The sequence below is a fragment of the Marinobacter sp. LA51 genome (genome assembly GCF_030297175.1).
Lineage (GTDB): Bacteria > Pseudomonadota > Gammaproteobacteria > Pseudomonadales > Oleiphilaceae > Marinobacter > Marinobacter apostichopi.
On record NZ_AP028070.1, the window covers coordinates 1,135,589 to 1,159,553 of the forward strand.

Genomic DNA, 23,965 nt, shown 5'->3' on the forward strand with positions numbered 1-23,965 from the left:
AGGCCGGCGCGATTACCGTTTGGTGCTGCGCTGGCGCTGTTTCTTTGGTTTGCCCGAAGGTTTCCCAGACTGCTTGCCCGCAGGTTTGCCAGCTGGCTTTCCTGATGGTTTGCCTGAAGGCTTGGGACCGGCGCCAGGTTTTCGGGGTTTGCCACCCGGGCGTTTGCCGGGCGCGGAACCGGCGGACTTGTTCTTGCCGGTTGGGTTGCCACCTGAGTTGCCGGGCTGGCTGCGGGTCTGCTTCCGGGCACCGGCTGGTGCTTCGGACGAGGAATCCTTGATGGCGTCAAACAGCACCGCCAGTTCCTTGTCGGTGAGGTCGCGCCATTGGCCCACGGGCAAGCCGCCCAGGCTGACGTTCATAATGCGGACCCGCTCCAGCTTGGTCACCTCGTATCCGAAGTGTTCACACATCCTGCGGATCTGTCGGTTCAGCCCCTGAACCAGAGTAATGCGGAACACGAAGCGCGATTCCTGCTGCACCTTGCACTTTTTGGTGACTGTTCCGAGAATCGGCACGCCATTGGCCATACCCTGGACAAAATCCCGGTTGAATGGGCGGTCAACGGTAACCAGGTATTCCTTTTCATGGTTGTTGCCGGCGCGCAGGATCTTGTTCACCAGGTCGCCTTTGCTGGTCATGAAAATGAGGCCCTGGGAATCCTTGTCCAGCCGCCCGATCGGGAAAATGCGCGTGCTGTGGCCGACAAAACGCTGGATGTTGTGCCGCTCGGCATCGTCAGTGGTGCTTACCACGCCCACGGGTTTGTTCACCGCGATAAACACCAGATCTTCTTCGGCCCGGGGTTCAATCACCTGGCCGTTCACCTTCACGGTATCGGTTGGTAATACCTGATCGCCCACGGTGGCGCGCTTGCCATTGATGAACACATTACCCTGTTCAATGTAACGATCGGCCTCCCGCCGCGAGCAGAGTCCGCTTTCGCTGATGTATTTGTTCAGACGGGTGGAGGGAGTGTTGGTCATCGGGGGTCCGTTGGGTGACTGAGTGCGCCCATGATAACAGGGGTATAGCGGGCTTACAGCCTCCGTGCTGGCGCTTTTTCCCGCGCTCTGCCATGATTCGGAGATTGATTAATGCAAACCGGCGGGTGAGCGTAGTGCATGATTTATAAACATATTTTTCACCTTTCCCCTGCCGGCCTCTGGTGTCTGACTCGCCGGTAAGCGGTGGTCCCGTTTATCTGGCGTTCCGGCCCGAAATTCAGGAGGAGTTTGTCGTCGAATTTTCCAATGCCCTGAAACTCTACAAAGCGACCAACCTCATTACCGATCGACCTTCAATCAGGCTATGACGAGATAGCAGTGACCACACTCACGCTCGATAAACTGTCAGTCGGCACGCTGGAAGGGGTGAACCTGTCCCTCCAGGGTGGCGACATTGTCTGTGTCTCTGGGCCATCCGGCTCTGGCAAGAGTCGTTTGCTGCGGGCCGTGGCAGATCTCGACCCTCACCAGGGCACTGTGGCGTTGGATGCGATGCAGCAGGGATCGGTGCCGGGCCATCGCTGGCGTCGGCAGGTAATGATGGTGCCCGCCGACAGCCAGTGGTGGTATGAAGACGTAGGCGCCCACTTCGAGCCAGAACAGCGCACGTTGCCTAGCGCCTTGGGCTTGCTTCCGGAAACCATGAACTGGACTGTCAGCCGGCTATCGTCTGGCGAGCGTCAGCGGCTCGCCATCGTGCGCGCCCTGGCGCGTCAGCCCCAGGTTCTGCTGCTGGATGAGCCGACGGCGAATCTCGATCAGGACATGACCCGTCAGGTGGAGAGCTGGCTACTGGAAGAAATCCGCGCCCGTAATCTGATCGTGATCTGGATCGCCCACGACATCGGCCAGATCGAGCGGGTCGGCAGCCGGCATTATCGCATCCAGGGCAACGCACTGGAGCTCGTTCATGGAAGTCATTGATCTCGCCTGGTGGAAACTGGCGCTGACGGCGTTGCTGATTCTGGCATTGGCCGGGGTAAGCCTGGCCACCCGGCTGGGTATTGGCCGTAGCCTGCTGATTGCTGCCAGCCGTACTGTCATACAGTTGGCGCTTATCGGCCTGGTGTTGGAAGCCCTGTTTGCGTCTTCGGAATTCTATTGGATTGCCTTGTTGGCGCTGGTCATGTTGCTGGTTGCGGGCCGCGAGGTGATGGCGCGACAGCAGCGACGCTTGCACGGCGTCTGGGCGTTCGGTATTGGTACCGGCGCCATGTTCGTGTCTTCGTTCACGGTAACGGTACTGACCCTGGTGGTGGTGATCGGGCCGCAGCCCTGGTACGCGCCACAGTACGCCATCCCGCTGCTCGGCATGATGCTGGGAAATACCATGACCGGCGTAGCCTTGAGCCTGGATCGGCTGAACGAGTCGGTCTGGAGCCAGCGCTCGATCATCGAAAACCGGCTGATGCTCGGGGAGCCCTGGAACCAGGCCCTGGAAGATATTCGCCGACACGCTATGCGCAGCGGTATGATGCCCTCCATCAACGCCATGGCCGCCGCCGGCATTGTCAGCCTGCCCGGTATGATGACGGGTCAGATTCTGGCTGGCAGCCCACCTGCCGTTGCGGTGAAATACCAGATCCTGGTGATGCTCACGATTACTGTGGGCACCGGATTCGGTACCCTGATGGCGGTATCCTGGGGCAGCCGCCGGCTATTCGATGATCGCGAACGGCTGCGGCTGGACCGGCTGGTGCACCAAAAGAACCAATGAGGTTAGACCCCTTCCATGAAACAACCCATTCCTACCAACTTGATCCTCGGTTTCCTCGGCGTTGGCAAGACTACCGCCATATTGGATCTGCTGAAAACCAAGCCTGAGGGCGAAGTCTGGGCCGTGCTCGTGAACGAGTTTGGTGAAGTCGGCATAGACGGTGCCATGCTGCAGACCGAGGGCGCCTTCATCCGTGAAGTGCCCGGTGGCTGCATGTGCTGTGTTGCCGGTCTGCCCATGCAAATTGGTCTGAATATGCTGATCCACAAGGCCAAGCCGGACCGCCTGATCATCGAGCCTACCGGCCTTGGTCACCCGGCAAAGATCCTGGAAACCCTGACTGCCGAGCACTACGCCGATGTGCTGGCATTGGGCCCCGTAATAACCCTGGTGGATCCGCGCAAGCTAGAAGACACTCGGGTGCTGGAGAATGTTCAGTTCCGGGATCAGGTCGCCGCCGCGGATATTCTGGTCGCCAACAAGACGGATGTAGCCTCGCCGGAGCAAATTGAGGGCTTTGATCGTTGGGCCGCTGAGCTGGCACCGGCCAAGAAGGCAATTTTCAAAACCGATCATGGCCGGCTTCGTCCGGAGTGGCTGGATGGCGAAACCAGCTTGCCTGCTGTCAGCTCGCCCCATGCCCACGATCACCATCATGCCAAGACGGTCGCGCCTGCACCGGATATCACGGAGCAACCGTGGCAGCTGGTCAGAAATGAGGGGCAGGGCTATGTCAGCCTGGGCTGGCGCGTTCACCCGGAGATCCGATTCGACGAGCAGTCGCTCATGGCACTGGCCATGGACAGCCGTTTTGAGCGGTTCAAGGCCGTGGTTCACTGCATCGATGGCTGGCGAACCCTTAACATGGTCGACGGTTCGCTGTCGGTGTCAGAAAGCGACGGCCGTGAGTTATCCCGACTGGAAGCCATCAGCCCAGAGGCGCTGTCGGACGCCGAGCTGGATCAGGCCATGAAAGAAGCGGCTGGCGTGGCTGATGAGTGTGTTGCTACTCCATGACGGAATGTCCGGTATGCGAGCAGGGCCAGCTGGAGGATTTCCAGTTGGTCAAGGCCCAGCAATACCTGCGTTGTCAGGTCTGCGAGGCTACTTTGCTGGCGCAAGACTGTCGGTTGTCAGCCTCTGAGGAACGGGCGATCTACGATTTCCACGAAAATGAGGCCGAGGATCCAGGCTATCGGAAATTCCTGAGCAAACTGACCGAACCGCTGCTGGAACGTCTGGAACCGGGAATGGCCGGTCTGGATTTCGGCTGCGGGCCGGGGCCCGCGCTGGCCGGAATGCTTACCGAGGCGGGCATGGCAATGAGTCTGTACGATCCCTTCTTCCACGACTCGGCCCAGGTTCTGGGGCGCCAGTACGATTTCCTGACCTGCACGGAGGTGGTAGAGCATCTGCATCAGCCGGCGCAGGTTTTTCGTCAGATGGATGGCCTGCTAAAACCCGGTGGCTGGCTGGGTGTTATGACCTGCTTTCAGACCGACGACGCCCGCTTTGCCAACTGGCATTACCGGCGCGACCCCACCCATGTGGTGTTCTACCGGGAGCGCACGCTGGCAGTCATTGCCCATCAGCTGGGGTGGGAGTTGGTGGTGCCAAGAAAGGACGTTGCGCTGTTTCGGAAGGCCCGCTAATTCCTCAATCCTGGGTCTGAGGCGGTGCAGGGCAGGCCGGCACGGAACAGTGCATCGCTTGCCCGGTGTCGGAACCAAGCTCCACTTGAGAATTAAACCGTTTGGGTGCCAGCGCGGCGGCACACTGCTGCGCTTTTGCAGCTTCCTTATTGCAGCCCAGTTCACCCAGCGTATGGGCGAGATTGTTCCAGCCTACCGCTTCGTTTGGGAATTTTGTGACCAGGCGGTCAAAGTGTTTGCGGGCCTGCTGAACATGCTGGCGAGTGTAAGCGATATTACCTTGGCCCAGAATGGCGGCGGGCTGATCCTGCCAGCGGTGTTCGGCTGTGCGATAGGCGGTAATGGCAGCATTGGTGCGCCCGGTGGTTTCCAGATCGTTGGCGGCACTCAGGTACTTCAGTGCCGTCGCCGTCGCCGGAATCTGGTCCGGTGGCAGGATCACCGCCGCCCAGTTATCGGATCTGGCCCAGGTGTTGGCAAACACTTTCACGCTGACTTCGTGACGCTCGCGGGTGCCCGTGTGCAGGATGATGGTCTGCTTTTCCGGATCAAAACCCATCACGACCGCAAAGTGCCATTGCGGCCACCAGTTGTAGAACAGATTCTGCATGACCAGCACCGGGTTGCCGGCCTCGACCTCACGCAGCAGGCTCTCAAGCTCGCCATCCAGGGTATAGACCAACATGTTGTGGGACCGTGCCCCGGCCACCATTTCCACCTGCAGAGAGCCTTCCCGGCCGGGTATATACACCAGATCTCGCAGTATGTCCGGATTGGTATTCAGGCCCTGACTGTTGAGCATCATTGCCAGGGCAGCCGGGCCGCACTGGTAAAGCTCCTGGGGGTAGAAGGGAACGTCGTTCAGCACCGTGCGCGTCTGCAGTGCCGTACTACTGTCGTTAGTGGCAGGCCACTTGGGAGTCGTACTGCAGCCGGCCAGCAGCAGGATCAGTAACAGACTGATCAGGCGACTGGCCGGCTTGGGTGGGAAGAGAAAGAGCACCTACCTGATGCAGTTCACGAACGGGAAGATATTGGTTGCGCAGAGCATGTCCGTAACAATGAACACCAGCAGGAACAGCACAATGACGCCAACGACCCCCTGACCTGCAGGCGCTTCAGCCAGTTGCTGCTCAAACTCAGCAAGTTCCTGCGGCGTGAGGTTCTGGATACGGTCTCGAACCTGATCTTCGCTAACGCCCATATCGGCCAGCTTTTCCTTCACTTCCTGTTTTTCCAGCATATTCATCAGCTGCTGACGATCGAGCTGGACTTCCTGTCCGGTAATCATTTCTCCCGTACCGACCATGGCGGCAGTGGCTGTGGTGGACCAAACTGAACCGAGGGTCAGCATCAAGGCCATGAAAAACGAAACGTACCTCAGGTGCTTTCTAATACCGGACATCTTTGGCTCCTGTTTCTGATTGGTGTGATCTGACCATAGACCAGACATAGTTGGTTGTTCAACATACGATTTGGTCATCATCCGGGGCAGTGGTCCGGAAAAAAGTAAATGTCCTGAACAATTTGTGATTCTTGAGTCGCCGCGCAAGTGAACAAACCCTTACAAAAAACACTTCTTTGGCGCTATCACCTGGCCCTGACTATTTCTAAACTAGCCAGATCAACCATTTACAGAAAAGTGACTCGTGAACGCTCTATTCTTCCTGTGCTCGCACCTGTTTAGCCTGAGGTTGTTGCTCGTTATGGCAGCGGTGGTGCTTGCCCTGGCGGGCGGGCAGCTCGAATTTCTCAGCTGGGCAGACCGGGTTTTCCTGGGCTTGATGGGTGCTCCCGACACCGGAAATGGGCTGGTGCCCATCCCGCCCAATGCGGTGTCAGACATCTTGGCGGCACGCGCGCTCTCGGAGCCGCCGTGGTCCGAGCTGGCCATTGGTATCGCCTTGGTGGTGTCGTCGTTTTACCTCGTATTCGCCATTCCAAGAATGGGCGTGGCGGTCGGCTTGCCGGTCACGCTGCTTCTTAGTGGTTCCTTGGTGGTACTTCAGGCCGCATTGACCTTCTACCGGAGCGAGTGGCTGCCCTTGGGCGAGGTGATCACCCTGCTGGCGGCGGGTTTCTTGGTGATGCTTTTCTGGTTGCAGCCGAATCGTGAAATCTGGTCGCTGAAGGCGAACGTGCAGGAAGCTCGGTTACGGTTGTCCCGGCTGTTGCTGCAACAGGGGCACACGGACGAAGCGGTCAACGCGCTGCAGGATTGTCCGGTCTGCGATGGCGAGCTGGAGCTTAGATACGACATTGCGATCCAGCAGGAGCGCAAACGTCAGTACGAAAAAGCCATCGCCAGTTACGGTCATATTCTGGAGCACCGGAAGAACTTCCGGGATGCTGGCGAGCGCCTGTCGGCATTGGAAAAACTGTCGACCGACTCCACTTCGATTCAGCCCAGCGGCTTTGACAATACCCGCACACTGCTGATGCCGGAACAGTCGCTGAGTCGCCCAACCCTGGGCCGTTACGAAATTGAGCGGGAGCTGGGGCGGGGCGCCATGGGCGTTGTTTTTCTGGGCAAGGACCCGAAGATCGCCCGCACCGTAGCCATCAAGACCCTGAGCTATCAGGCCTTCGACGACGGCCATCTGCCGGAACTGAAACAGCGTTTCTTCCGGGAGGCCGAGGCTGCCGGCCGGCTTGATCATCCTGCCATCGTGACTGTGTACGACGTCGGCGAAGAGGCCGACCTTGCCTACATTGCCATGGATTATGCCCAGGGCCGCCCGCTCAGCGAATTTGGCAAGCCGGGCCGGCTGTTGCCGTTGCCTACGGTGCTGGAGATCATTGCCCGGGTGGCCGATGCGCTGGCTTACGCCCACAGCCAGAAAGTGGTCCATCGGGATATCAAGCCGGGCAATATCATCTACAACCCGAACGACGGGGCCATCAAGATCACCGATTTCGGGATTGCCAAGATCTCTGACGATTCCCGCACCAAGACCGGCAGTGTTATGGGTAGCCCGCTGTACATGTCCCCGGAGCAGCTCAAAGGGCAGAAAGTCACCGGTGCCTCGGATATCTACAGCCTTGGGGTCACGCTCTACAAATTGGTGAGCGGGGCAACGCCCTACCAGGGCGATACCCTGGCCAACCTGACTTATCAGATTCTGAACAAGCGTCCGCGCAGTGTGCGCGAATTCAATGCCGACATTCCCAATGGCGTGGTGCGGCTGATCAACAAGGCGATTCAGCGCGAACCGGATAAGCGTTTTGCGTCCGCCGCCACCATGGCCGAGGCGGTACGACGTCTGGCAGTCAGAGAAGCCAGGGAGGTGTCTTCATGAACATAACGGTTGCTGGGCGAAGTCACACTGGATCCGTTCGGGAACACAATCAGGACGTGGCGGTGTGGCAGGTTCGCGAGGACGCCTGTGCGGCCCTGATGTTGGTGGCCGACGGCATGGGTGGCTATCAAGGTGGCGAAATAGCCAGCCGGCTTGCGGCCGAAGCGGTGATGGAGTCGCTCACACCGCGACTGTTTTCAGGGGATCTGCATGAGCAGGAAATGACTGCCCACGACAACCTTATGGCGGCGTTCGCGCTCGCCAACCAGCGTATTCAGGATCGCCGGGCCGAAGACAGCCAGCTCGATAAAATGGGTACTACCCTGGTGGCAGCCTGGCTGGATGGCGGCACGGCCCACATCGCCCATGTCGGCGATTCCCGCTGCTATTTGATTCGAAAAGGGAAGGGCACCTGCCTGACCCGGGATGACACCGTGGTTCAGAACATGCTTGAGGATGGCAGCATTACCGAGGCCGATGTTCCGAATGTGCCATTCAAAAATGTGCTGACCCGGGCCGTGGGTGCCATGGAACCATTGGAAATCACTTACTCTCGTCAGACCCTTGAGCCCGGCGACAGTCTGATGCTGTGCTCCGACGGGTTAACCAATTCGGTGTCACAGCCGGAGTGGGAAGACATCTTGCAGCAGGCTGACAGTGGCGAGTCTGCGGTTGAGGCATTGATTGAGACAGCCCTGGACAATCTGGCATCGGACAATGTGTCCGTTGTGTTGTTGACCCTGAATTAAGCAGAGGAACCTGAGATGGCAACCTTTTCACAGCTGGTGGATAACGTGGTGGTAAACACGTTTGAGCTGGATCAACCCGAAACCCGTGTCGGACGGCGTGCGGAGAATGATATCCAGATTGATGAGATCTCGGTGAGTGGTCAGCATGCGATCATTGAGGCCGTGCCGAACGCCTACCTGGATAACACCATCGATTACTACATCACCGACAGTGACAGCACCAATGGCACTTTCGTGAACGATATCCGCCTGGAGAGCCGTCAGCGCCTGAACAGCAACGACATGGTTCGGGTGGGCTGGAACGAATTCCGGTTTGTTGACGAAGAAGAAAATTCCCTGGAAAAAACCGCCTACATCCTGGACTGAGGCTCGCGCTTAGAACGAGGGCTCAGCGCTGGCGGTTCATGACCAGGTTCGAGAAACGCTGCAGCAGGCTTGAGGCCACTGGCGCAGGCTCGGCGGCCGCCAACAGGGCGTGTGGGTCCAGGTTTTCGGCAATCAGCTCCGGCGCCTGGACATTCAGATAGCCTTTCATGACCGTGTCAGTGAATTCCGGGTGGAATTGCACGCCCCAGGCACACTCGCCAATCCGAAATGCCTGATTCGGCTCGAAGTCGCTTTGGCCCAGCAGAACAGCACCTGCGGGCAGCCCGAGTACCGACTGTTTATGGGTCAGCTGGGCCTTGAATGAGCCCGGAAGGGTCGCGAACAGCGGATCAGTGGCGGCCTCGGCGGTCAGCTCAATGGTGCGGGTGCCGGTTTCCCGGCCTTCGGGATGGTAGCCAACCTTGCCACCCAGGGCATGGGCCAGGAGCTGATGTCCGTAACACACCCCGAAGACCGGAATCTGCTGTTCAACTGCATCGGCTAACCAGCGGGCCGTGTTCTCGCTCCAGTCAGCGCGATCACTGACCATGGCCGGCGAGCCGGTAACCACAATGCCATCCCACTGCTCGGGGGCACCAGGCAGCTCGCCCTGCTCCACATTGATGACCGTAAGCGCCAGTTCCGGCGACAGGCCACGAACAAACCAGTCCTCAAAATCACCATGAACCTCCCGAATGCTCGGGTAGGTGGTTCCGGTCTTGAGGATGACAACCCGGGCCGGCTGGCTCTGTGGGCGTGGTTCGCTCATGTTGGGCTTCCTGTTTCGGCCGGAGGCTTATTCGGCCTGTTCCGGCAGTTCGGCGTTGTGGAAAATATTCTGCACGTCGTCCAGCTCATTCAGCATGTCATAGAATTTCTCGAACAGCGGAATGTCGTCGCCTTCGACCGGTGTCGTGGTCTTTGGCAGGAACTGGATTTCGTCGGCGTCAAAGTCGATGCCTTCGAACGCATCGGTGAGCGCCTGACGGGCCTTGGCGTATTCGGTGTTCGGGGTGAATACCGTGATCAGGCCATCTTCGTTTTCAATGTCTGTTACGTCGACATCGGCCTCCATCAGGGCTTCCAGTACCGTCTCTTCATCTTCGCCCTTGAAGGCGAAAATGGCGCAGTGATCGAACATGTGCGACACAGTACCGGGGGTGCCGATTTTGCACTTGGTCTTGGTAAAGGCCAGGCGAACATCACCGAAGGTGCGGTTCGGGTTGTCGGTCAGGCAGTCCACGATCACCATGCAATTGCCGGGGCCATAGCCCTCATACCGAGCTGCGGAATAATCTTCGCCGGCACCGCCCTTGGCTTTATCGATGGCCTTCTCGATGACGTGAGACGGAACCTGATCCTTCTTGGCGCGATCAATCAGTCCACGCAGGGACAGGTTGCCGTCAGGGTCTGTGCCACCGGATTTGGCGGCCATGTAGATCTCACGACCGTACTTGCTGTAGACCTTGGTTTTTGCCGCGGCCGTCTTGGCCATGGATTCTTTGCGGTTCTGGTAGGCTCTGCCCATCTGCGCTGCCTCTTGTTTCTTATGAAAGGGCGGGATTTTACTGAACAAATCCTGAAGGGAACAGGCTTATTTGGCAGGGAGTTCGAAACCGTGGTTTAAGCGTTGGATGAAATTGTTGTAAGAAAACGCAGGTTTAATCTCCATGCTGCAACAAAGGCGCGTTCAGAGTGTCTCTGTAGTGGGGTCGTGCGAAGTTAATGGTGGCCCCTCAGAGTAGTTCCCGTGGCCGGGGATGGTCGGCCTTAAAAGGGAGGGTAACTCGATGAAAAAACTGCTTATTGGATCCTTGATCCTGGCAGTGGTGCTGCCTTACACCTCGGCAACCGCCGACCAGTGGGAGCGGCAGAAGGAACGCCAGCAAATGATGATGGACGACCAGCCTGGAATGCACTCGGATGACACCATGATGCGACGCCAGAGCCGCACCGGAATGGGGCGTGAAATGAGGCTGGAACCGGGCAGTCGGCCAACCATTGAGGATCTGGAAAACATGCCCCCGACGGCCGCAGGCGAGGAAGAGGGCGAAATGGACAAAAAACGGCAGTACAGGAAGCGTTCAGGGCACCGAGGAGAGGGCGGTGGTGGCAGTTACTAACAGCTCCTTCGGAAGCACCGTCAAAGGGCTTTAACCATTACCGTGGTAACCAGGGAACAGCCGTCCGGGGCCGTTCCTTCCACGTTATCCCCCAATCGATTCAAGCCAGTTCGGGCACCCGTTTAATGCCCCGGCGAATGCCCTGTTCAAGGGTGTTGCTCACCACCCTGCCGGTAAACGGCACAATGTCGTCGAAACGGATGGTGTAACTGACCAGGGTGAGGCCTTCCGGGGTGTCGTCGAAGCGGATCCGGCCAAAGTGGTTCCTGATCGGGCTCAGGCTGCTGATGGTGTACTCAATCAGCGAATCCGGCTCGAAAGTCAGAATGGTTTCTTCCAGGCCAATGGGGCCGATACCGATCTTTCGGACCGAGCCGATGCCGTTGGGATCTGCCTGATCGCTGTCCTTGATGCGCTTGACCGGCGCGCCCAGCAATTGGCCAAAGCGTTTGTGGTCGGCAAACAGGGCGAACACCCGTCTGCGGGGCACATCAATGGTTTCGTTGATTTCGATGGTATACGAGGCCATGGGTTCACTCTTGTTGTGCGTGATGTTTTGTTAGATGTTCTTTGGCTCAAGGGTATCCGTTTAATTTTTCGAACAAAAGTCGCCGAAATGGCCAGATGCGACGTTGGCCCGAATCGCAGTGCTCAGCGCCAGGCGCTCAGTGCCTCGCCGTGTGCCGGTAATCCCTGGGCGATTGCCCCATCACCTTCTTGAACAGCCGGGAAAAATAGTAGGCATCGTCGTAGCCCAGGCGTCGGCTGATGTCGGCGAAGCTGAGGTCACTGGTATCCAGCATCTGGCACGCCCGTTCCACTTTCAGGTGCAGGAAATGCTGGATCGGCGAGCTGCCGGTCTGTTCCCTATAGCGGGTGGCAAAGTGCGCCGGTGACAGCCCTGCCAGATCGGCCAGCTGATCCAGCGAGATCCGTTCGTCCAGGTGCTCGCGCATGTAGTTGTGGATGGTATCCAGCTCTGCCTGTTGTTCATGGCTGGTTTCATCGGCACTCAGGGGTACCGCTGCCATCAGCTGCCGCAGGCGGTTGGCGGCGTGGATCAGGCCCCGGGCCCGGAAACCGGTCTGGCGCACCGACAGCAGCCCGTTGAAATCCACCAGCAGCCGGGGCTGCCTGCCTAGGTGACGGATGCGGGTGTTGCCAAAGCCCATGTAATGACGGAATTCCTCAGCAAGAGGCCCGGTGTAGTGCACCCAATGGATTGTCCATGGGTTGTCGGGGTCCGACGTGTAGCGGTGGTGGGCGCCGGCTGGGAGTAGCAACAGATCTCCCGGGCCCACAGTGTAGGGCTCACCCAGCACGTTCAGGAACGCCTTGCCTTCGGTGCAGTAGATCAAAAGATAGTCGCTGTGGTGTTCCCGGTGCATGTGGTGCCCAACCGCGCGGCGGTAGTGGCCAAACGCCAGCGGGTACAGGTCCTGGGTAAGCGGGTGACTGGCTAGCAGTTTAATGATTGGGTCCGGTACCACGTAACGCACGCTGTCCTGGGGTACCGGCCATTGTGAAGTCTGGGGCATCGTAGTCGCCATAAGTCGAATGCGGAATCGAAAGATAGTCCATCAAGAGCGAAATTTAGTCAATCACCCTTCCGTGAGCCCCGTGCTAGTCTTCATTACATCGTGGTCGAAACCCCCGGGTTTTGGCTTGCTTCCCTCATAACAACAAACAGGGCCTTCAACATGAAAAATGTACCTCTGTACCTCGCTGGTGAATTTGTACAAAGCCAGACACAGGATTGGATCGACGTTACCGATCCCGCCACCAACGAAGTGATCGCCAAGGCTCCGTGCACCACGCACGCCGAAATGGAGCAGGCCATCAAACACGCAGGCGAAGTCTTCAAGACCTGGAAAGAAGTGCCGGTGTCCGAACGGGCTCGGGTGATGCTTCGCTACCAGGCACTGCTGAAAGAGCATCACGATGAAATTGCCGAAATTCTGTCTAAGGAAACCGGCAAGACCTTTGAAGACGCCAAGGGCGATGTCTGGCGCGGTATTGAGGTGGTTGAACACGCGGGCAACGTGGCGTCCATGATGATGGGCGAAACCGTTGAAAACGTGGCCCGCGCAGTCGATACCCACTCATGGATCCAGCCGCTGGGCGTCTGCACCGGTATTACGCCGTTCAACTTCCCGGCGATGATCCCTCTGTGGATGTTCCCGATGGCGATTGCCTGCGGTAACACCTTCATCCTGAAGCCATCCGAGCAGGATCCCCTGACCCCGATGCGGCTGGCTGAGTTGTTTGAACAGGCCGGTGCACCGAAAGGCGTTCTTCAGGTTGTCCACGGTGGCAAGGAGCAGGTAGACACCCTGTTGAATGACCCGGCCATCAAGGCGATTTCGTTCGTGGGCTCTGTTCCGGTTGGTCGCTATATTTACGAAACCGGTACCCGCAACATGAAGCGAGTCCAGAGCTTCGCCGGTGCCAAGAACCACATGGTGGTTATGCCGGATGCCGACAAACAGCAGGTGCTCAATGCCCTGGTTGGTGCCTCCGTGGGTGCGGCTGGCCAGCGCTGCATGGCGATTTCCGTCGCGGTCTTCGTGGGTGAAGCCCAGCAGTGGATTCCGGAACTGAAAGAAGCCATGGCCAAGGTGCGCCCTGGTGCCTGGGACGATTCCGGTGCCAGCTACGGGCCGATCATCAGCGCCAAGGCCAAAGATCGGGTTGAATCCCTGATTGCCACGGGCGAAGCCCAGGGCGCGAACCTGCTGCTGGACGGTCGCGGTTGCACCGTGGACGGTCTGCCCGACGGTAACTGGGTAGGTCCGACCCTGTTCTCTGGTGTTACCACCGAGATGGACGTGTACAACGAGGAAATTTTCGGCCCGGTACTGTGCTGCATGGAAACCGATACCCTGGGTGATGCCATCGAGCTGATCAACAACAGCCCCTACGGCAACGGTACCTCCATCTTCACTGCCTCCGGTGGCTGCGCTCGTCGCTTCCAACATGAGATTGATGTGGGTCAGGTGGGGGTTAACGTTCCCATCCCTGTGCCTTTGCCGTTCTTCTCCTTCACCGGTTGGAAGGGCTCCTTCTACGGTGACCAGCACGCCTACGGTAAGCAGGCCGTGCGTTTCTACACCGAAACCAAAACCGTGACTTCACGCTGGTTCTCCAGCGAGGCCAGCACCGAAGCGAACTTCTCTATCCAGTTGCGTTGAGTGTGTTGAAGGTGGGGTAACTTGGGCCGGAACCTGTTTCCGGCCCCCTTTTTTCCCATCATTACCAGCCTACTTAGATCTGGAGTGATTCGATGGACTTTAACCTGACCGAAGACCAACTGGCGTTCCGGGAAGCGGCACGTGCGTTCGCGGAGAAATCCATGGCGCCGCACGCGGCCAAGTGGGACGACGAGCATATTTTCCCCGTGGATGTGATGAAGGAAGCCGGTGAAATGGGCTTTATGGGCCTGTACACACCGGAGGCCCTGGGCGGCATGGGCCTGTCCCGGCTTGATACCTCGGTGATTGTCGAGGAACTGGCTGCAGCCTGCCCCTCCACCGCGGCCTTCATCACGATTCACAACATGGCGACCTGGATGGTGGCCAGTTTTGCTTCTGACGACCTGAAACAGGAAGTGGTGCCCAAACTCGCCAGTGGCGAGTGGCTGGCGTCCTACTGCCTGACCGAACCCGGAGCCGGGTCCGATGCAGCCAGTCTGCGCACCAAGGCGGTTCGCGACGGTGACGACTACCTGATCACCGGCAGCAAGGTGTTTATTTCCGGCGCCGGCAGTACCGAAATCCTGGTGCTGATGGCCCGTACCGGAGCGCCGGACAGCGGCTCCAAAGGCATTTCCACCTTTGTGATCCCGGCCGACGCCGACGGCATCACCTACGGCAAGAACGAAGAAAAGATGGGCTGGCGCAGTCAGCCAACTCGCATGATTAGCCTGGAGAATGTACGCGTTCCGGCCTCTTATCGTGTGGGTGAGGAAGGCGACGGCTTTGCTATTGCCATGAAAGGCCTCGACGGTGGCCGTCTGAACATCGCCACGTGCTCCCTCGGCGGCGCCCAGGCGGCACTGCTGCGGGCCCGCAACTACATGCACGAGCGTGAACAGTTCGGTAAACCGCTGGCGGCCTTCCAGGCCCTGCAGTTCAAGCTCGCCGACATGGCGACCAACCTGGTAGCGGCCCGGCAGATGGTGCGGTTGGGTGCGTTCAAGCTTGATAGCGGCGACACCGAAGCCACGTTGCACTGTGCCATGGCCAAGCGATTCGCCACCGATGCCTGTTTCGAAATAGTCAATGAAGCCCTGCAGCTGCACGGCGGCTATGGCTACATCCGCGAGTATCCTATTGAACGTTACTTGAGGGATTTGCGGGTGCACCAGATTCTCGAGGGCACCAACGAAATCATGCGTCTGATTGTCGCCCGTCGCCTGCTCGAAGACGGCGTGGCCGAAGCGATTCAATGAGGCGGCGCAAAGAGAACCAAGAACACCGCAAGGAAAGGGGAGACAGACAATGAGCGATCTGATTCAGCTCGAAAAACGCGGACACATTGCGGTACTGACGATCAATAATCCGCCGGCCAATACCTGGACGGCAGAGTCCCTGCCGGCACTCAAGGAAACCATCCGTGAGCTGAATGCCGACCGGAACATCTTCGCACTCGTGGTCACCGGCCAGGGCGAAAAGTTCTTCTCGGCCGGTGCCGACCTGAAAACCTTCGCCGACGGAGACAAGGCCCGCGCTAACCAGATGGCCCAGCTTTTCGGTGAGGCCTTTGCCGAGCTCAGCAAGTTCCGTGGCGTTTCTATCGCGGCGGTAAACGGCTACGCCATGGGCGGTGGCCTGGAATGTGCCATGGCTTGTGATATTCGCATTGCCGAAGAACACGCCCAGATGGCCCTGCCGGAAGCCGGTGTTGGCCTGTTGCCGTGTGCCGGTGGCACCCAGAACCTGCCCTGGCTGGTGGGTGAAGGCTGGGCCAAGCGCATGATTCTGTGCGGCGAGCGGGTCAAGGCCGACAAGGCGTTGCAGATTGGCTTGGTGGAAGAAGTGGTTACCTCCGGTACCAGCCTGGATAAGGCTCTGGCGCTGGCGGAAATGGCGTGCAAGCAAAGCCCGTCCTCAACAGCCCGTTGCAAGACCCTGGTGATGAGCGCCCGCGATGGCCGCAGCCACGACGACGGCTGGCGTATGGAGCGTGAATTGTTCGTGGAGCTGTTCTCCACGGAAGACCAGAAAGAAGGCGTGAATGCCTTTCTGGAAAAGCGCACACCGGACTGGAAAAACCGCTAACAAATTGCTGGAGAGCCGCTGCCGGGCAGCGGCTGAAGGAAACACTATGAGTGACCAACCCATTATTTTTGAAGAGTGGACCACCGGTGACGACGCACTGATCGCCGTGGCCCGCCTGAATACCCCGAAAGCGCTCAACTCGCTCTCGCTGGAAATGATTCGCCTGCTCACGCCACAACTCAAGCGCTGGGCGGAAGATCCGCGCATTGGCGCGGTCTGGCTGGAATCGGAAGGCGACAAGGCATTCTGTGCCGGTGGCGACATCGTGGCCCTGTATCGCAGCATGACCGAGCCCCAGGGCGCCAGCGAAGGCGAAGCCTTCTTCACCGAAGAGTACGAGCTGAATTACCTGCTTCACACCTTTCCCAAACCGATCGTGTGCTGGGGCCATGGCATCGTCATGGGTGGCGGCATGGGCATCATGGAAGGCGCCTCGCACCGTGTGGTGACTGAAAAGTCCAAGCTCGCCATGCCGGAGATCACCATTGGCCTGTACCCGGATGTTGCCGCTGGCTGGTTCCTGAACCGCACGCCTGGCCGTACCGGGATGTTCCTGGGCCTGACCGGCGCGCGTTTGAACGGCGCCGACGCGGTCTTTACCGGCCTGGCGGATCGCTTCATCAAGCACGAGCTGAAAGCCGATGTTGTTGCTGAGCTCTGCAAAAAGACCTGGCAGGGCGAAGATCCCCACGCCGTGGTTGGCGGTGTTCTGCGCCAGTTTGAGCAGCAAAGCACCGATGCCATGCCGGAATCGCCCATTCGCAGCCATTTCGACGAGATCAACCGCGTCACCGATGCCGATTCCCTGGAAGCGGTGGTTAGCCAACTCAGCGAGCTGTCCGGCGGTGACAGCTGGTTGGCAAAGGCGACCAAGTCGCTGGCGTCGGCGTCGCCCACCTCCCTGGCTCTGGTTTGGGGCCACCTGAACGGCTGCAAGCACGACAGCCTGAAGGAAGTTCTCGATAAAGAATTGGTGCTGTCAAAGAAGTGCCTGACCAAAGGCGAATTTGCCGAAGGTATCCGGGCACTGCTGATTGATAAGGATCATCAGCCACGGTGGCGCTACGCGTCGCTGGCGAAGATGGACAGCGCCTGGATGGACGACTTTTTCAACGCATAGCCAAACGGCCACCGACCGCGGTGGCCTTCATAACCGACTAGAACAATAAGGAGAAGGGATATGGCAACGATTACCTTTATCGGCCTCGGTAACATGGGTGGCCCCATGGCCAGCAACCTGGTGAAAGCCGGGCACGACGTCACTGTGTTTGATTTGTCCGAAGAGGCGGTGCAGACACTGGTCTCCGAAGGCGCAAAAACCGCGGACACCGCGCACCAGGCGGCCGAAGGTGCGGAATGTGTGATCACCATGCTGCCCGCGGGCCAGCACGTGGAAGCAGTGTACCTGGGTGATGACGGCCTGTTGGCGAAACTGCCCGAAGGCACTCTGGTGATTGATTCTTCCACCATTGCCCCGGAAACGGCGCGCGGTGTGGCTGAAGAAGCCAAGGCCCGCAATATTCCGTTCCTGGATGCGCCGGTGTCCGGCGGTGTTGGTGGTGCCAAAGCCGGCACATTGACCTTCATATGCGGCGGCGCCGACGAGACCTTCGCCAAGGCCAAACCGATTCTCGATGCCATGGGCAAGAACATCTTCCATGCCGGCCCGCACGGTTCCGGCCAGGTCGCCAAGATCTGTAACAACATGCTGCTGGCGATTCTGATGGCCGGCACCAGCGAAGCGCTGGCCCTGGGTGTGAAGAACGGTCTGGATCCGGCGGTGCTGTCGGAAATCATGAAGCAGAGCTCCGGTGGTAACTGGGCGCTGAACGTTTACAACCCGTGGCCGGGGGTGATGGAAAACGCACCTGCCTCGCGTAACTACGAGGGCGGCTTCCTGGTCAACCTGATGACTAAGGACCTGGGTTTGGCGTTCGACAACGCGGTGAAGAACCAGGCGTCCATCCCCATGGGTTCACTGGCTCGCAACCTGTTCTCGCTCCACGCAGGGCAGGGCAATGGCACGCTGGATTTCTCCAGCATCCAGCGCCTGTACAAGCCAGAATAAACCCGCACGTAATGCGATTCCCTGGGCACTGAAAACTGTGCCCAGGGTCTCTGCTCCTACCCCAATGGCCCCTAGTTTGTGCGGCCTATATCAAGCTCGAAACTTATTCGTTACTGCACTGGGACAACCGGCTGCCAGACGCCTTTGATTCCACGATAACCGCGTGGGTTGGAGTGCTGCCCGTATTTTCGCCGGTGTGGGTTTGTGCCGGTGACCAGATGACGTCGCCTGCGGCAAAGCTTCGGTTGATGACCTTGCCTCCGGGCAGATGAATCACCCGCTCAAACGGTGCCAGCGCATAGAGCACGAAGGCCGGGTGCTGGTGCTCCTGAGTGATCTGGCCCGGCTCGTCGCGGTACTCAAGTACGCGGACACAGTCGTTTTCCAGAAGGACTTTGTACTTATCGCCGTCTGTAACAACCGGATCTGCGGCGAAAACAGGCAGGGCAAACACAAGGACTGCGAGGGTTAAACCGTGGGTGCGCATAGAGACCTCCTGAACAGGCCAAGAGCCTGCTCGTCGCCTCTTCAAAGTTTAGGTGGTTTAGCCGGTCACAGCGACGATTGTGAGGGTTATATTTTTTGCTGGGAGGTTGTTTCAGCGCGCTGTGGAGGGGGGCGGTGGCACCGCGTCTTCCGACGAAAAAGCGGCTTCAGGCAGATCGTAAAAAACCTTTTCAGCGGTCCATAATGGAACGCCAACGGCATTGCTAAAGATCTGAGAGCCTCCAACTACGCCGAAGAACATGCCAGCTGCGGCACCGCCGCTGGGGTCGCCCTCAATCAGGGTTGTTAGAGTGCCGCCAACCACGGCCAGTGGAATTCCAATGATGACACCCGGTGTTAGGCCGACAAACCCCGCTATTATCGTTGGTATGGCGACAAACTCGCTCTGATCTTCCTCCGGTAATAATACCGGTTGAAAGAGGTGGGATAGGTTGTAAGCACGAGCTGGGTTGGCTGCAATGAGTAGCCATGCGAAAACTGCGATTGACCCTAAACGCAAAGTTTTGAACTCCCTTTCTTTGTGTTTGGAGCAGCAATCACTGCTGCTCCGTATGCCGCATATCCTTTGCAGCTGAATTGCTTGTTTCCAGTCTCCCGCAACCTTGATTCGATTAAGGGGTACTACAGGCAGAGTGTAGTTACTCGACCGTTGTCTGACGTTGATCAAAAGCACAGTGCGGGCATAGACATTCAGGAAAAAAGGGTCTATTCATCCAAAATCATCTGGAAGCCACCGTATATCAATCGGCTGCCATCAAATGGCATCGGGTTATCGCGCATGCGCGGATCGTTCATGATCCCGGTCATGCCGGAGTCCCGGGCTTCTCGCGATGGCCACAGCGCCCATGAAAACACCACCGTCTCATCCTCGCCACACTGCACCGCTTGCGGGAAAGAGGTTATCTTGCCGGTGGGCACATCGTCGCCCCAGCACTCAACCAAACGGGTGGCTCCGTGCTCTTTGAAAATCTGGGCAGCTTCACTGGCGTGGCGGATGTAATCGTCTTTGTTCCTGGTAGGTACGGCGGCGACAAATCCTTCTACGTAGTCCATGGTTGGCTCTCCTTGGCGTGAACACGCTGAAGGCAACGGCACCGCAGGGACTTCTGCCTAGCGTGCGGTAAGTGTGATGTCCGGCCTGATAGATGGTCTTACCAAAGCGCCGGATCGTTGAATGCGTCAACGCATTGGGCGACCCCGGGCAGGGGCTTAATCTCCGCGCCTGTCAGGGACAGAACCAACCATCCCTCCGGTTGCGTTAATTCAAACGGCGGCTTCACAACCTGCTGAGAAACTGGCTTGAAACCCACCTTTGAATAATAGTTCGGATCGCCATAGGTGAAGACAAGTTCCACGCCGGATTTTCCCATTTGCTCCATGCCGAATCTGATAAGCCGTTGGCCGACGCCTTGGCCTTGATGCTCTGTGCGAACGGCAACGGGCGACAACAGAGCTGCTTTGATCGAGGAATCGAACTTTAGCGGTGTGAAGAAAATACACCCGACTATTTCCTGGTGCTCAGAGGCAACAAAACCGGAGGCATTTTCAGCATCGGTCTCGTCCATAAGTCGCTGCGCTAACTGCCCAACTAGCTCGCCTTCCGCCGGGCGGTCCGATTCTGCGAAGGTCCGAGTGAATAGCTGCTGAACTTCCTGCTTGTCAGACGTGTTGTAGGCCGACAGTGTGATACTCGGCTGGCTCAGAGTCAGCTCTCTTTTGTTTCCAGCAAACGAATCGAACAGCGCCCGGTGTTGCTGCAGTCCGTACTCATCTTGGCGGGTCTCATAATCACGAACCCACGCTATCAGGTTTTCCAGATTGGCATCCTGTTCTTGCTTGCTCGAATACTTCTCGGACTCCCAGGATCGGGTACGGCAGTGAGCAACGCAGGTATCGATTCCCGGATTGAGAAAGATTAGCTCCTCGCATTCATCCAGGATGGCTTCGATGATGTCAGAGTAGCAGCCCTCAATGATCCAGCTTTCGTTTTCTTGGATGAAGTGCTTAACAGCCTGAATGCTTTCCTGAAGAGGGCGTCGCTCTGGCGTTCCGCGTTTGAAGGCGACTTCATCCAGCGAAAGCCGTTCAGCTGAATTCTTCGCGCTTAGCTCTTTGGCCAGGGTGCTTTTTCCAGAACCGGCATTTCCCATCAGAATGACTTTCACAGTTGTGGAAGCTCCTTGCTATGACGAGTAGCGCTTACAAGGCAGGGCGCTTTGCCAACAGCGCCCAAAAGTCCGCTGTCGTGAGAAGCGCTCCACCGGTGACGTTGAACCGCAGCAACGAGTGGAATATTGGCTTGGCGCCTATGGGTGATGGAATAACTGATTGTCGCCAGGATCGTGGGGCCTAGGATAACCGGCAATACTGCCGATGTAACAGCGAACGCAAGCCAGGACTCGAGTAACATTGAACCATCTCGAGACTTTGAACTTTGATGGTTTGCGCCGGCCCATGTCCACATGCTGCAACGAAACCCGCATTTGAATTAGTGAATTCTGTAGGCATCAGCCACCACTCCCGTACGGCCGGGTGATCATTTCCATAAAATGCCCATCAGGGTCATCGAAATACACACCGCGCCCGCCATCGTGCCGGTTTATCTCGCCTGGGGACTTCTTGCTGGGATCTGCCCAATAGGGAATGCCGCGGCTACAGATTCTGTCGAAGCTCTCGTCAAAGTCTTCTTCACCAATCAGAAAGGCGTAGTGCTGCGGAGAAATCTCGCCATTGGTTTCGTAGAAATCCAGGGACACGCCATTGCTAAGCTCTACCACAAGGAACGGCCCGTAACGGGTCGGGGCGGGAAGACCCAGGACCTCAGTGAGGAAGGTTGCCGACTTTTGCTTGTCGCGGCACCAGACGATGGTGTGGTTCAGTTGCACGCTCATGTTGAACCTCCTTTTTGCTCCATGCCGGTCATTTACAGTAGTAGCAGATACGGCAGGGAAGCAGTAAATCTATCGGCTTAAGTCCGATTAAAGGCGGTGTCGGCCCATCAATATCTCATAAATTTCGTACACGGCTGCCACTTCCTTTTCAGAGCCACTGAAGTCCTCAGCATTGCTCTGTTCCAGCCGTTCCCTAAACTCCTGGTCCACATTTCTTTCTAGCCAACCTGCTAGCAAGCGTAGGAGCTTTCTTTCATCCGGCCCACCGGTCGAGGGCCAGTAAACGTAGGGCACCAGCTCAGGGTTTCTGATGTAAAAGGCCGGGAAGGATTCACGATCACTCTCTACATTACTTTCCCCATTACCCTCTCCATCGCTCTCTCCATAACCCCGAACACCAAAATGAAATTCGTGGCCGTCGTTATCCACGAAGGCGGCAGAGATGGACTCGCCATCTGCCCCAACGGACGCAGAGCTGAGGGTGATCGGCTGTTCCAGATCGGGCAGGGCGGTGATGTAGTACTGGAAGACGATGCCTCCGAGCAGGATGATGATCAGGGTGGCGAGTGCTACGGATTTGATGGCTGAGTCCTTACCGGTGGTGTTGAAAATAGGTGGTGCTAATCAGGTGCTCAGCTTAAATCATTTGCCCGAAGGTTTGAGTGCTTTCGCATAAACATGCGTCGTTTTTGTGAGCTCAAAACCGATGGCAGGGTAAAACTCATGGGACTCCAGGCGAGTCACATTTGAGCGAACAACAAGCCGCGACAGACCTAAGGTCTTGGACCACGCTTCGACAGCATTCACCAGCAGCTTGCCTATGCCCAAGCGCCGGTAGGTTGATCCCACGACCAGCGCAGTAATCTCGGAAACCCAACCATAGCCCAGCGTGATGCGCTTCTCGGCGACAGCCCAACCAGCAACAGAACCGTCGGCAATGGCTACAACAATTCGATGATTCGGGGAGTTCAACTGCGCCTCAAGCCATTCCTGGGTGTGTGATTCGTTAGCGGAATAGCCCCAGTCGAGAACCAGTTCGTGGATTCCCTTCAGGTGTTCTCTGTTGGCATGTTGGATCGCAATGTTCATCCCACTAAGATAGCCGCAATCCAGCCAACCGCTTTTCCTCCCCTCGAATCGCCTCCGTTAAAAAGTCCATCAAGGCATGAATCCTAACCACGCCTCTTAAGTCGGGGTGCATCAGGAACCAGAGGCCATATTCCAGTTCCGGGATGGGGTCGGTCAGCTGAACGATGTCGGGCTCGTTGTCGGCGAGATAACAGGGCAGCACAGCCAGCCCCATACCGGCGCGAATGGCGCTGAGTATGCCCACAAGAGTATCCACGCGGTAAACGCAGGCGGACTTCAGCTCGTTGGCGTCCATCCATTGGTCCACTTCCGAATCCTGCAGCCGAGGCCCGCTGCCTATCCATGGTTGGTTGGCGAGAAATTCGATGGACGCACCTGGTGTCAGGCCAAAACTCCGATGGCCGTATACCGCTTGGCCAATTTTGGTCAGTGGTCGGCCAATCAGGTTTTCGGGTGGCCGATTGGAGGGGCGCACGGCAACGTCTGCTTCCCGGCGCGTCAGGTTGAACAGATGGTTGGAAATAGCGACATCCAGCACGATGGCCGGATACTTGTGCTGGAACTGCGTAAGCAGCGGCGCCAGCAACCCCATCATCAGTGAATCCGTTGTGGTGGCCCAGATCTCGCCACTGGGCGCCAGGTCGCGCCCGGCGACCTTCCGTTCGGCTGCCAGGGCGGCCTCATCCATGACCTTCGCCGTTTCCGCGAGCTCTTCCCCTGCCAGTGTCGGCCGGTAACCGGTACGGCTCCGTTCAAACAAAGTAACGCCCAAGCGCCGCTCGATATCGCCCAACCTGCGAAACACGGTGGCATGGCTCACGCCCAGGGCGCGAGAGGCTCCAGACAAAGACCCTTCCGACACTATAGCGAGCACGGTTTCAAAGTCATTCCAGGCAAGATGCCCCCGCAATGTCGGGGTCGCATCGGAGGATTTTTTAGCTGACGATGTTGTTCGTTTTTGCAAAGTTCTTATTCATCCATATGGAATAGTTTGCAGCATAGAACAACATTAGCATGTATCTGAACCCATGAGATAACCACGTCTTCAGTGACTGGAGCGGCGGATTGGAGGGCAGAGGCATGATGTATTTCGAAGAGGCGCAACAGTACTGTGGCGGAACCGCACTGAACCGTCGCGTTGGCAGGCAGGAAGAGGGGAGGAGTGTCCACGAACCCATTGGTGAGTCCATCCCGTGCAAATACCAGGATGGGCGAGG

The 23,965-nt window shown here is 57.9% G+C and carries 28 protein-coding genes; 14 read left to right on the forward strand and 14 right to left on the reverse strand.

All coding sequences use genetic code 11. The annotated features are described in order from the left end of the window. Window positions 1-12 precede the first annotated feature (12 nt). Window positions 13-987, reverse strand: coding sequence for a 23S rRNA pseudouridine(2604) synthase RluF (gene rluF, locus QUE89_RS05220; RefSeq protein ID WP_286222161.1), 975 nt, complete (start codon window positions 985-987; stop codon window positions 13-15). A gap of 339 nt (window positions 988-1,326) precedes the next feature. Here rluF and QUE89_RS05225 point away from each other — a divergent pair, with 339 nt between their 5' ends. From QUE89_RS05225 to QUE89_RS05240, 4 genes are read left to right on the forward strand one after another with little or no spacing between them, the layout of a single operon-like run. Further along, window positions 1,327-1,932, forward strand: a complete 606-nt coding sequence (locus QUE89_RS05225) for an ABC transporter ATP-binding protein (protein ID WP_286222162.1) — start codon at window positions 1,327-1,329, stop codon at window positions 1,930-1,932. After that, window positions 1,919-2,725, forward strand: a complete 807-nt coding sequence (locus QUE89_RS05230) for an ABC transporter permease (protein ID WP_286222163.1) — start codon at window positions 1,919-1,921, stop codon at window positions 2,723-2,725. Before QUE89_RS05225 ends, QUE89_RS05230 begins: the two co-directional genes overlap by 14 nt. A 15-nt stretch (window positions 2,726-2,740) precedes the next feature. Next, on the forward strand, window positions 2,741-3,742 hold the full coding sequence (locus QUE89_RS05235; protein WP_286222164.1) for a CobW family GTP-binding protein: 1,002 nt from the start codon (window positions 2,741-2,743) through the stop codon (window positions 3,740-3,742). After that, the gene (locus QUE89_RS05240) at window positions 3,739-4,377 is read left to right on the forward strand and encodes a class I SAM-dependent methyltransferase (RefSeq protein WP_286222165.1); all 639 of its coding nucleotides are present in this window, start codon (window positions 3,739-3,741) and stop codon (window positions 4,375-4,377) included. Before QUE89_RS05235 ends, QUE89_RS05240 begins: the two co-directional genes overlap by 4 nt. 4 nt (window positions 4,378-4,381) lie before the next feature. Here QUE89_RS05240 and QUE89_RS05245 read toward each other — a convergent pair whose 3' ends face one another. After that, complete coding sequence (locus tag QUE89_RS05245; protein ID WP_286222166.1) at window positions 4,382-5,380, reverse strand: PA2778 family cysteine peptidase; 999 nt, start codon at window positions 5,378-5,380, stop codon at window positions 4,382-4,384. Next, window positions 5,381-5,782, reverse strand: a complete 402-nt coding sequence (locus QUE89_RS05250) for a PA2779 family protein (RefSeq protein ID WP_286222167.1) — start codon at window positions 5,780-5,782, stop codon at window positions 5,381-5,383. Between the two features lie 244 nt (window positions 5,783-6,026). On the opposite strand from QUE89_RS05250, the gene QUE89_RS05255 reads away from it, so the two are divergent. From QUE89_RS05255 to QUE89_RS05265, 3 genes are read left to right on the forward strand one after another with little or no spacing between them, the layout of a single operon-like run. Beyond that, complete coding sequence (locus tag QUE89_RS05255) at window positions 6,027-7,676, forward strand: serine/threonine-protein kinase (RefSeq protein ID WP_286222168.1); 1,650 nt, start codon at window positions 6,027-6,029, stop codon at window positions 7,674-7,676. Next, window positions 7,673-8,425: a PP2C family protein-serine/threonine phosphatase gene (locus QUE89_RS05260; protein ID WP_286222169.1), complete on the forward strand. Its 753-nt coding sequence runs from the start codon at window positions 7,673-7,675 to the stop codon at window positions 8,423-8,425. Before QUE89_RS05255 ends, QUE89_RS05260 begins: the two co-directional genes overlap by 4 nt. Window positions 8,426-8,440: 15 nt before the next feature. Continuing rightward, entirely contained in the window at window positions 8,441-8,791 is a 351-nt protein-coding gene (locus QUE89_RS05265) for an FHA domain-containing protein (RefSeq protein ID WP_286222170.1), read from the forward strand. A 22-nt stretch (window positions 8,792-8,813) separates the two neighbouring features. Here the strand turns inward: QUE89_RS05265 and QUE89_RS05270 are convergent, their stop codons facing one another. Together QUE89_RS05270 and QUE89_RS05275 are read right to left on the reverse strand one after the other, a co-directional pair. After that, a complete protein-coding gene (locus QUE89_RS05270) occupies window positions 8,814-9,560 on the reverse strand; it encodes a glutamine amidotransferase (RefSeq protein WP_286222171.1) in 747 nt (248 codons plus the stop codon). Between the two features lie 27 nt (window positions 9,561-9,587). After that, the gene (locus QUE89_RS05275; protein ID WP_286222172.1) at window positions 9,588-10,319 is read right to left on the reverse strand and encodes a YebC/PmpR family DNA-binding transcriptional regulator; all 732 of its coding nucleotides are present in this window, start codon (window positions 10,317-10,319) and stop codon (window positions 9,588-9,590) included. Between the two features lie 262 nt (window positions 10,320-10,581). Here QUE89_RS05275 and QUE89_RS05280 point away from each other — a divergent pair, with 262 nt between their 5' ends. Continuing rightward, window positions 10,582-10,914 (forward strand): hypothetical protein, encoded by a 333-nt coding sequence (locus QUE89_RS05280; RefSeq protein WP_286222173.1) that lies wholly within the window; start codon window positions 10,582-10,584, stop codon window positions 10,912-10,914. Window positions 10,915-11,014: 100 nt separating this feature from the next. Here QUE89_RS05280 and QUE89_RS05285 read toward each other — a convergent pair whose 3' ends face one another. Both QUE89_RS05285 and QUE89_RS05290 read right to left on the reverse strand, forming a co-directional pair. Beyond that, window positions 11,015-11,443 (reverse strand): SRPBCC family protein, encoded by a 429-nt coding sequence (locus QUE89_RS05285; RefSeq protein WP_286222174.1) that lies wholly within the window; start codon window positions 11,441-11,443, stop codon window positions 11,015-11,017. A gap of 136 nt (window positions 11,444-11,579) precedes the next feature. Further along, complete coding sequence (locus tag QUE89_RS05290; protein WP_286222175.1) at window positions 11,580-12,452, reverse strand: AraC family transcriptional regulator; 873 nt, start codon at window positions 12,450-12,452, stop codon at window positions 11,580-11,582. Window positions 12,453-12,614: 162 nt separating this feature from the next. Between QUE89_RS05290 and QUE89_RS05295 the strand changes: the two genes are divergently transcribed. From QUE89_RS05295 to mmsB, 5 genes are all read left to right on the forward strand, one after another. Next, window positions 12,615-14,105, forward strand: coding sequence for a CoA-acylating methylmalonate-semialdehyde dehydrogenase (locus tag QUE89_RS05295; protein ID WP_286222176.1), 1,491 nt, complete (start codon window positions 12,615-12,617; stop codon window positions 14,103-14,105). A 92-nt stretch (window positions 14,106-14,197) separates the two neighbouring features. Then, window positions 14,198-15,364, forward strand: coding sequence for an acyl-CoA dehydrogenase family protein (locus QUE89_RS05300; RefSeq protein ID WP_286222178.1), 1,167 nt, complete (start codon window positions 14,198-14,200; stop codon window positions 15,362-15,364). Between the two features lie 49 nt (window positions 15,365-15,413). After that, window positions 15,414-16,193: an enoyl-CoA hydratase gene (locus QUE89_RS05305; protein WP_286222179.1), complete on the forward strand. Its 780-nt coding sequence runs from the start codon at window positions 15,414-15,416 to the stop codon at window positions 16,191-16,193. A 46-nt stretch (window positions 16,194-16,239) separates the two neighbouring features. After that, window positions 16,240-17,313 carry an enoyl-CoA hydratase/isomerase family protein gene (locus tag QUE89_RS05310; protein WP_286222180.1) on the forward strand — a complete coding sequence of 358 codons (1,074 nt, stop codon included), beginning with the start codon at window positions 16,240-16,242 and terminating at the stop codon, window positions 17,311-17,313. Window positions 17,314-17,373: 60 nt separating this feature from the next. Further along, window positions 17,374-18,261, forward strand: a complete 888-nt coding sequence (mmsB, locus tag QUE89_RS05315) for a 3-hydroxyisobutyrate dehydrogenase (protein ID WP_286222181.1) — start codon at window positions 17,374-17,376, stop codon at window positions 18,259-18,261. A gap of 103 nt (window positions 18,262-18,364) precedes the next feature. On the opposite strand, the gene QUE89_RS05320 is transcribed toward mmsB, so the two are convergent. The 5 genes from QUE89_RS05320 to QUE89_RS05340 form a co-directional block, all read right to left on the reverse strand. Continuing rightward, a complete protein-coding gene (locus tag QUE89_RS05320; RefSeq protein ID WP_286222182.1) occupies window positions 18,365-18,748 on the reverse strand; it encodes a cupin domain-containing protein in 384 nt (127 codons plus the stop codon). A 111-nt stretch (window positions 18,749-18,859) separates the two neighbouring features. After that, entirely contained in the window at window positions 18,860-19,435 is a 576-nt protein-coding gene (locus QUE89_RS05325; RefSeq protein WP_286222183.1) for a hypothetical protein, read from the reverse strand. 38 nt (window positions 19,436-19,473) lie between these two features. Next, window positions 19,474-19,821 carry a DUF1428 domain-containing protein gene (locus QUE89_RS05330; protein ID WP_286222184.1) on the reverse strand — a complete coding sequence of 116 codons (348 nt, stop codon included), beginning with the start codon at window positions 19,819-19,821 and terminating at the stop codon, window positions 19,474-19,476. A 98-nt stretch (window positions 19,822-19,919) separates the two neighbouring features. Beyond that, window positions 19,920-20,933 carry a GNAT family N-acetyltransferase gene (locus QUE89_RS05335; protein WP_286222185.1) on the reverse strand — a complete coding sequence of 338 codons (1,014 nt, stop codon included), beginning with the start codon at window positions 20,931-20,933 and terminating at the stop codon, window positions 19,920-19,922. Between the two features lie 342 nt (window positions 20,934-21,275). Beyond that, window positions 21,276-21,659 (reverse strand): VOC family protein, encoded by a 384-nt coding sequence (locus tag QUE89_RS05340; RefSeq protein ID WP_286222186.1) that lies wholly within the window; start codon window positions 21,657-21,659, stop codon window positions 21,276-21,278. A 402-nt stretch (window positions 21,660-22,061) separates the two neighbouring features. On the opposite strand from QUE89_RS05340, the gene QUE89_RS05345 reads away from it, so the two are divergent. After that, a complete protein-coding gene (locus QUE89_RS05345; protein ID WP_286222187.1) occupies window positions 22,062-22,247 on the forward strand; it encodes a hypothetical protein in 186 nt (61 codons plus the stop codon). Window positions 22,248-22,301: 54 nt separating this feature from the next. On the opposite strand, the gene QUE89_RS05350 is transcribed toward QUE89_RS05345, so the two are convergent. Both QUE89_RS05350 and QUE89_RS05355 read right to left on the reverse strand, forming a co-directional pair. Beyond that, a complete protein-coding gene (locus tag QUE89_RS05350; RefSeq protein ID WP_286222188.1) occupies window positions 22,302-22,748 on the reverse strand; it encodes a GNAT family N-acetyltransferase in 447 nt (148 codons plus the stop codon). A gap of 4 nt (window positions 22,749-22,752) precedes the next feature. After that, window positions 22,753-23,595: a LysR family transcriptional regulator gene (locus QUE89_RS05355; protein WP_286222189.1), complete on the reverse strand. Its 843-nt coding sequence runs from the start codon at window positions 23,593-23,595 to the stop codon at window positions 22,753-22,755. Window positions 23,596-23,965 lie beyond the last annotated feature (370 nt).

Bases quoted from the DNA above. Each gene is read 5' to 3' on its own strand.
- QUE89_RS05330 (WP_286222184.1), bottom strand. From the start codon at position 19,821: ATGGACTACGTAGAAGGATTTGTCGCCGCCGTACCTACCAGGAACAAA.
- QUE89_RS05235 (WP_286222164.1), top strand. From the start codon at position 2,741: ATGAAACAACCCATTCCTACCAACTTGATCCTCGGTTTCCTCGGCGTT.
- QUE89_RS05310 (WP_286222180.1), top strand. From the start codon at position 16,240: ATGAGTGACCAACCCATTATTTTTGAAGAGTGGACCACCGGTGACGAC.
- QUE89_RS05275 (WP_286222172.1), bottom strand. From the start codon at position 10,319: ATGGGCAGAGCCTACCAGAACCGCAAAGAATCCATGGCCAAGACGGCC.
- QUE89_RS05230 (WP_286222163.1), top strand. From the start codon at position 1,919: ATGGAAGTCATTGATCTCGCCTGGTGGAAACTGGCGCTGACGGCGTTG.
- QUE89_RS05300 (WP_286222178.1), top strand. From the start codon at position 14,198: ATGGACTTTAACCTGACCGAAGACCAACTGGCGTTCCGGGAAGCGGCA.
- QUE89_RS05240 (WP_286222165.1), top strand. From the start codon at position 3,739: ATGACGGAATGTCCGGTATGCGAGCAGGGCCAGCTGGAGGATTTCCAG.
- QUE89_RS05340 (WP_286222186.1), bottom strand. From the start codon at position 21,659: ATGAGCGTGCAACTGAACCACACCATCGTCTGGTGCCGCGACAAGCAA.
- mmsB (WP_286222181.1), top strand. From the start codon at position 17,374: ATGGCAACGATTACCTTTATCGGCCTCGGTAACATGGGTGGCCCCATG.
- QUE89_RS05290 (WP_286222175.1), bottom strand. From the start codon at position 12,452: ATGCCCCAGACTTCACAATGGCCGGTACCCCAGGACAGCGTGCGTTAC.
- QUE89_RS05260 (WP_286222169.1), top strand. From the start codon at position 7,673: ATGAACATAACGGTTGCTGGGCGAAGTCACACTGGATCCGTTCGGGAA.
- QUE89_RS05305 (WP_286222179.1), top strand. From the start codon at position 15,414: ATGAGCGATCTGATTCAGCTCGAAAAACGCGGACACATTGCGGTACTG.
- QUE89_RS05345 (WP_286222187.1), top strand. From the start codon at position 22,062: ATGAAATTCGTGGCCGTCGTTATCCACGAAGGCGGCAGAGATGGACTC.
- QUE89_RS05320 (WP_286222182.1), bottom strand. From the start codon at position 18,748: ATGCGCACCCACGGTTTAACCCTCGCAGTCCTTGTGTTTGCCCTGCCT.
- QUE89_RS05280 (WP_286222173.1), top strand. From the start codon at position 10,582: ATGAAAAAACTGCTTATTGGATCCTTGATCCTGGCAGTGGTGCTGCCT.
- QUE89_RS05250 (WP_286222167.1), bottom strand. From the start codon at position 5,782: ATGTCCGGTATTAGAAAGCACCTGAGGTACGTTTCGTTTTTCATGGCC.
- QUE89_RS05295 (WP_286222176.1), top strand. From the start codon at position 12,615: ATGAAAAATGTACCTCTGTACCTCGCTGGTGAATTTGTACAAAGCCAG.
- QUE89_RS05270 (WP_286222171.1), bottom strand. From the start codon at position 9,560: ATGAGCGAACCACGCCCACAGAGCCAGCCGGCCCGGGTTGTCATCCTC.
- QUE89_RS05285 (WP_286222174.1), bottom strand. From the start codon at position 11,443: ATGGCCTCGTATACCATCGAAATCAACGAAACCATTGATGTGCCCCGC.
- QUE89_RS05265 (WP_286222170.1), top strand. From the start codon at position 8,441: ATGGCAACCTTTTCACAGCTGGTGGATAACGTGGTGGTAAACACGTTT.
- rluF (WP_286222161.1), bottom strand. From the start codon at position 987: ATGACCAACACTCCCTCCACCCGTCTGAACAAATACATCAGCGAAAGC.
- QUE89_RS05350 (WP_286222188.1), bottom strand. From the start codon at position 22,748: ATGAACATTGCGATCCAACATGCCAACAGAGAACACCTGAAGGGAATC.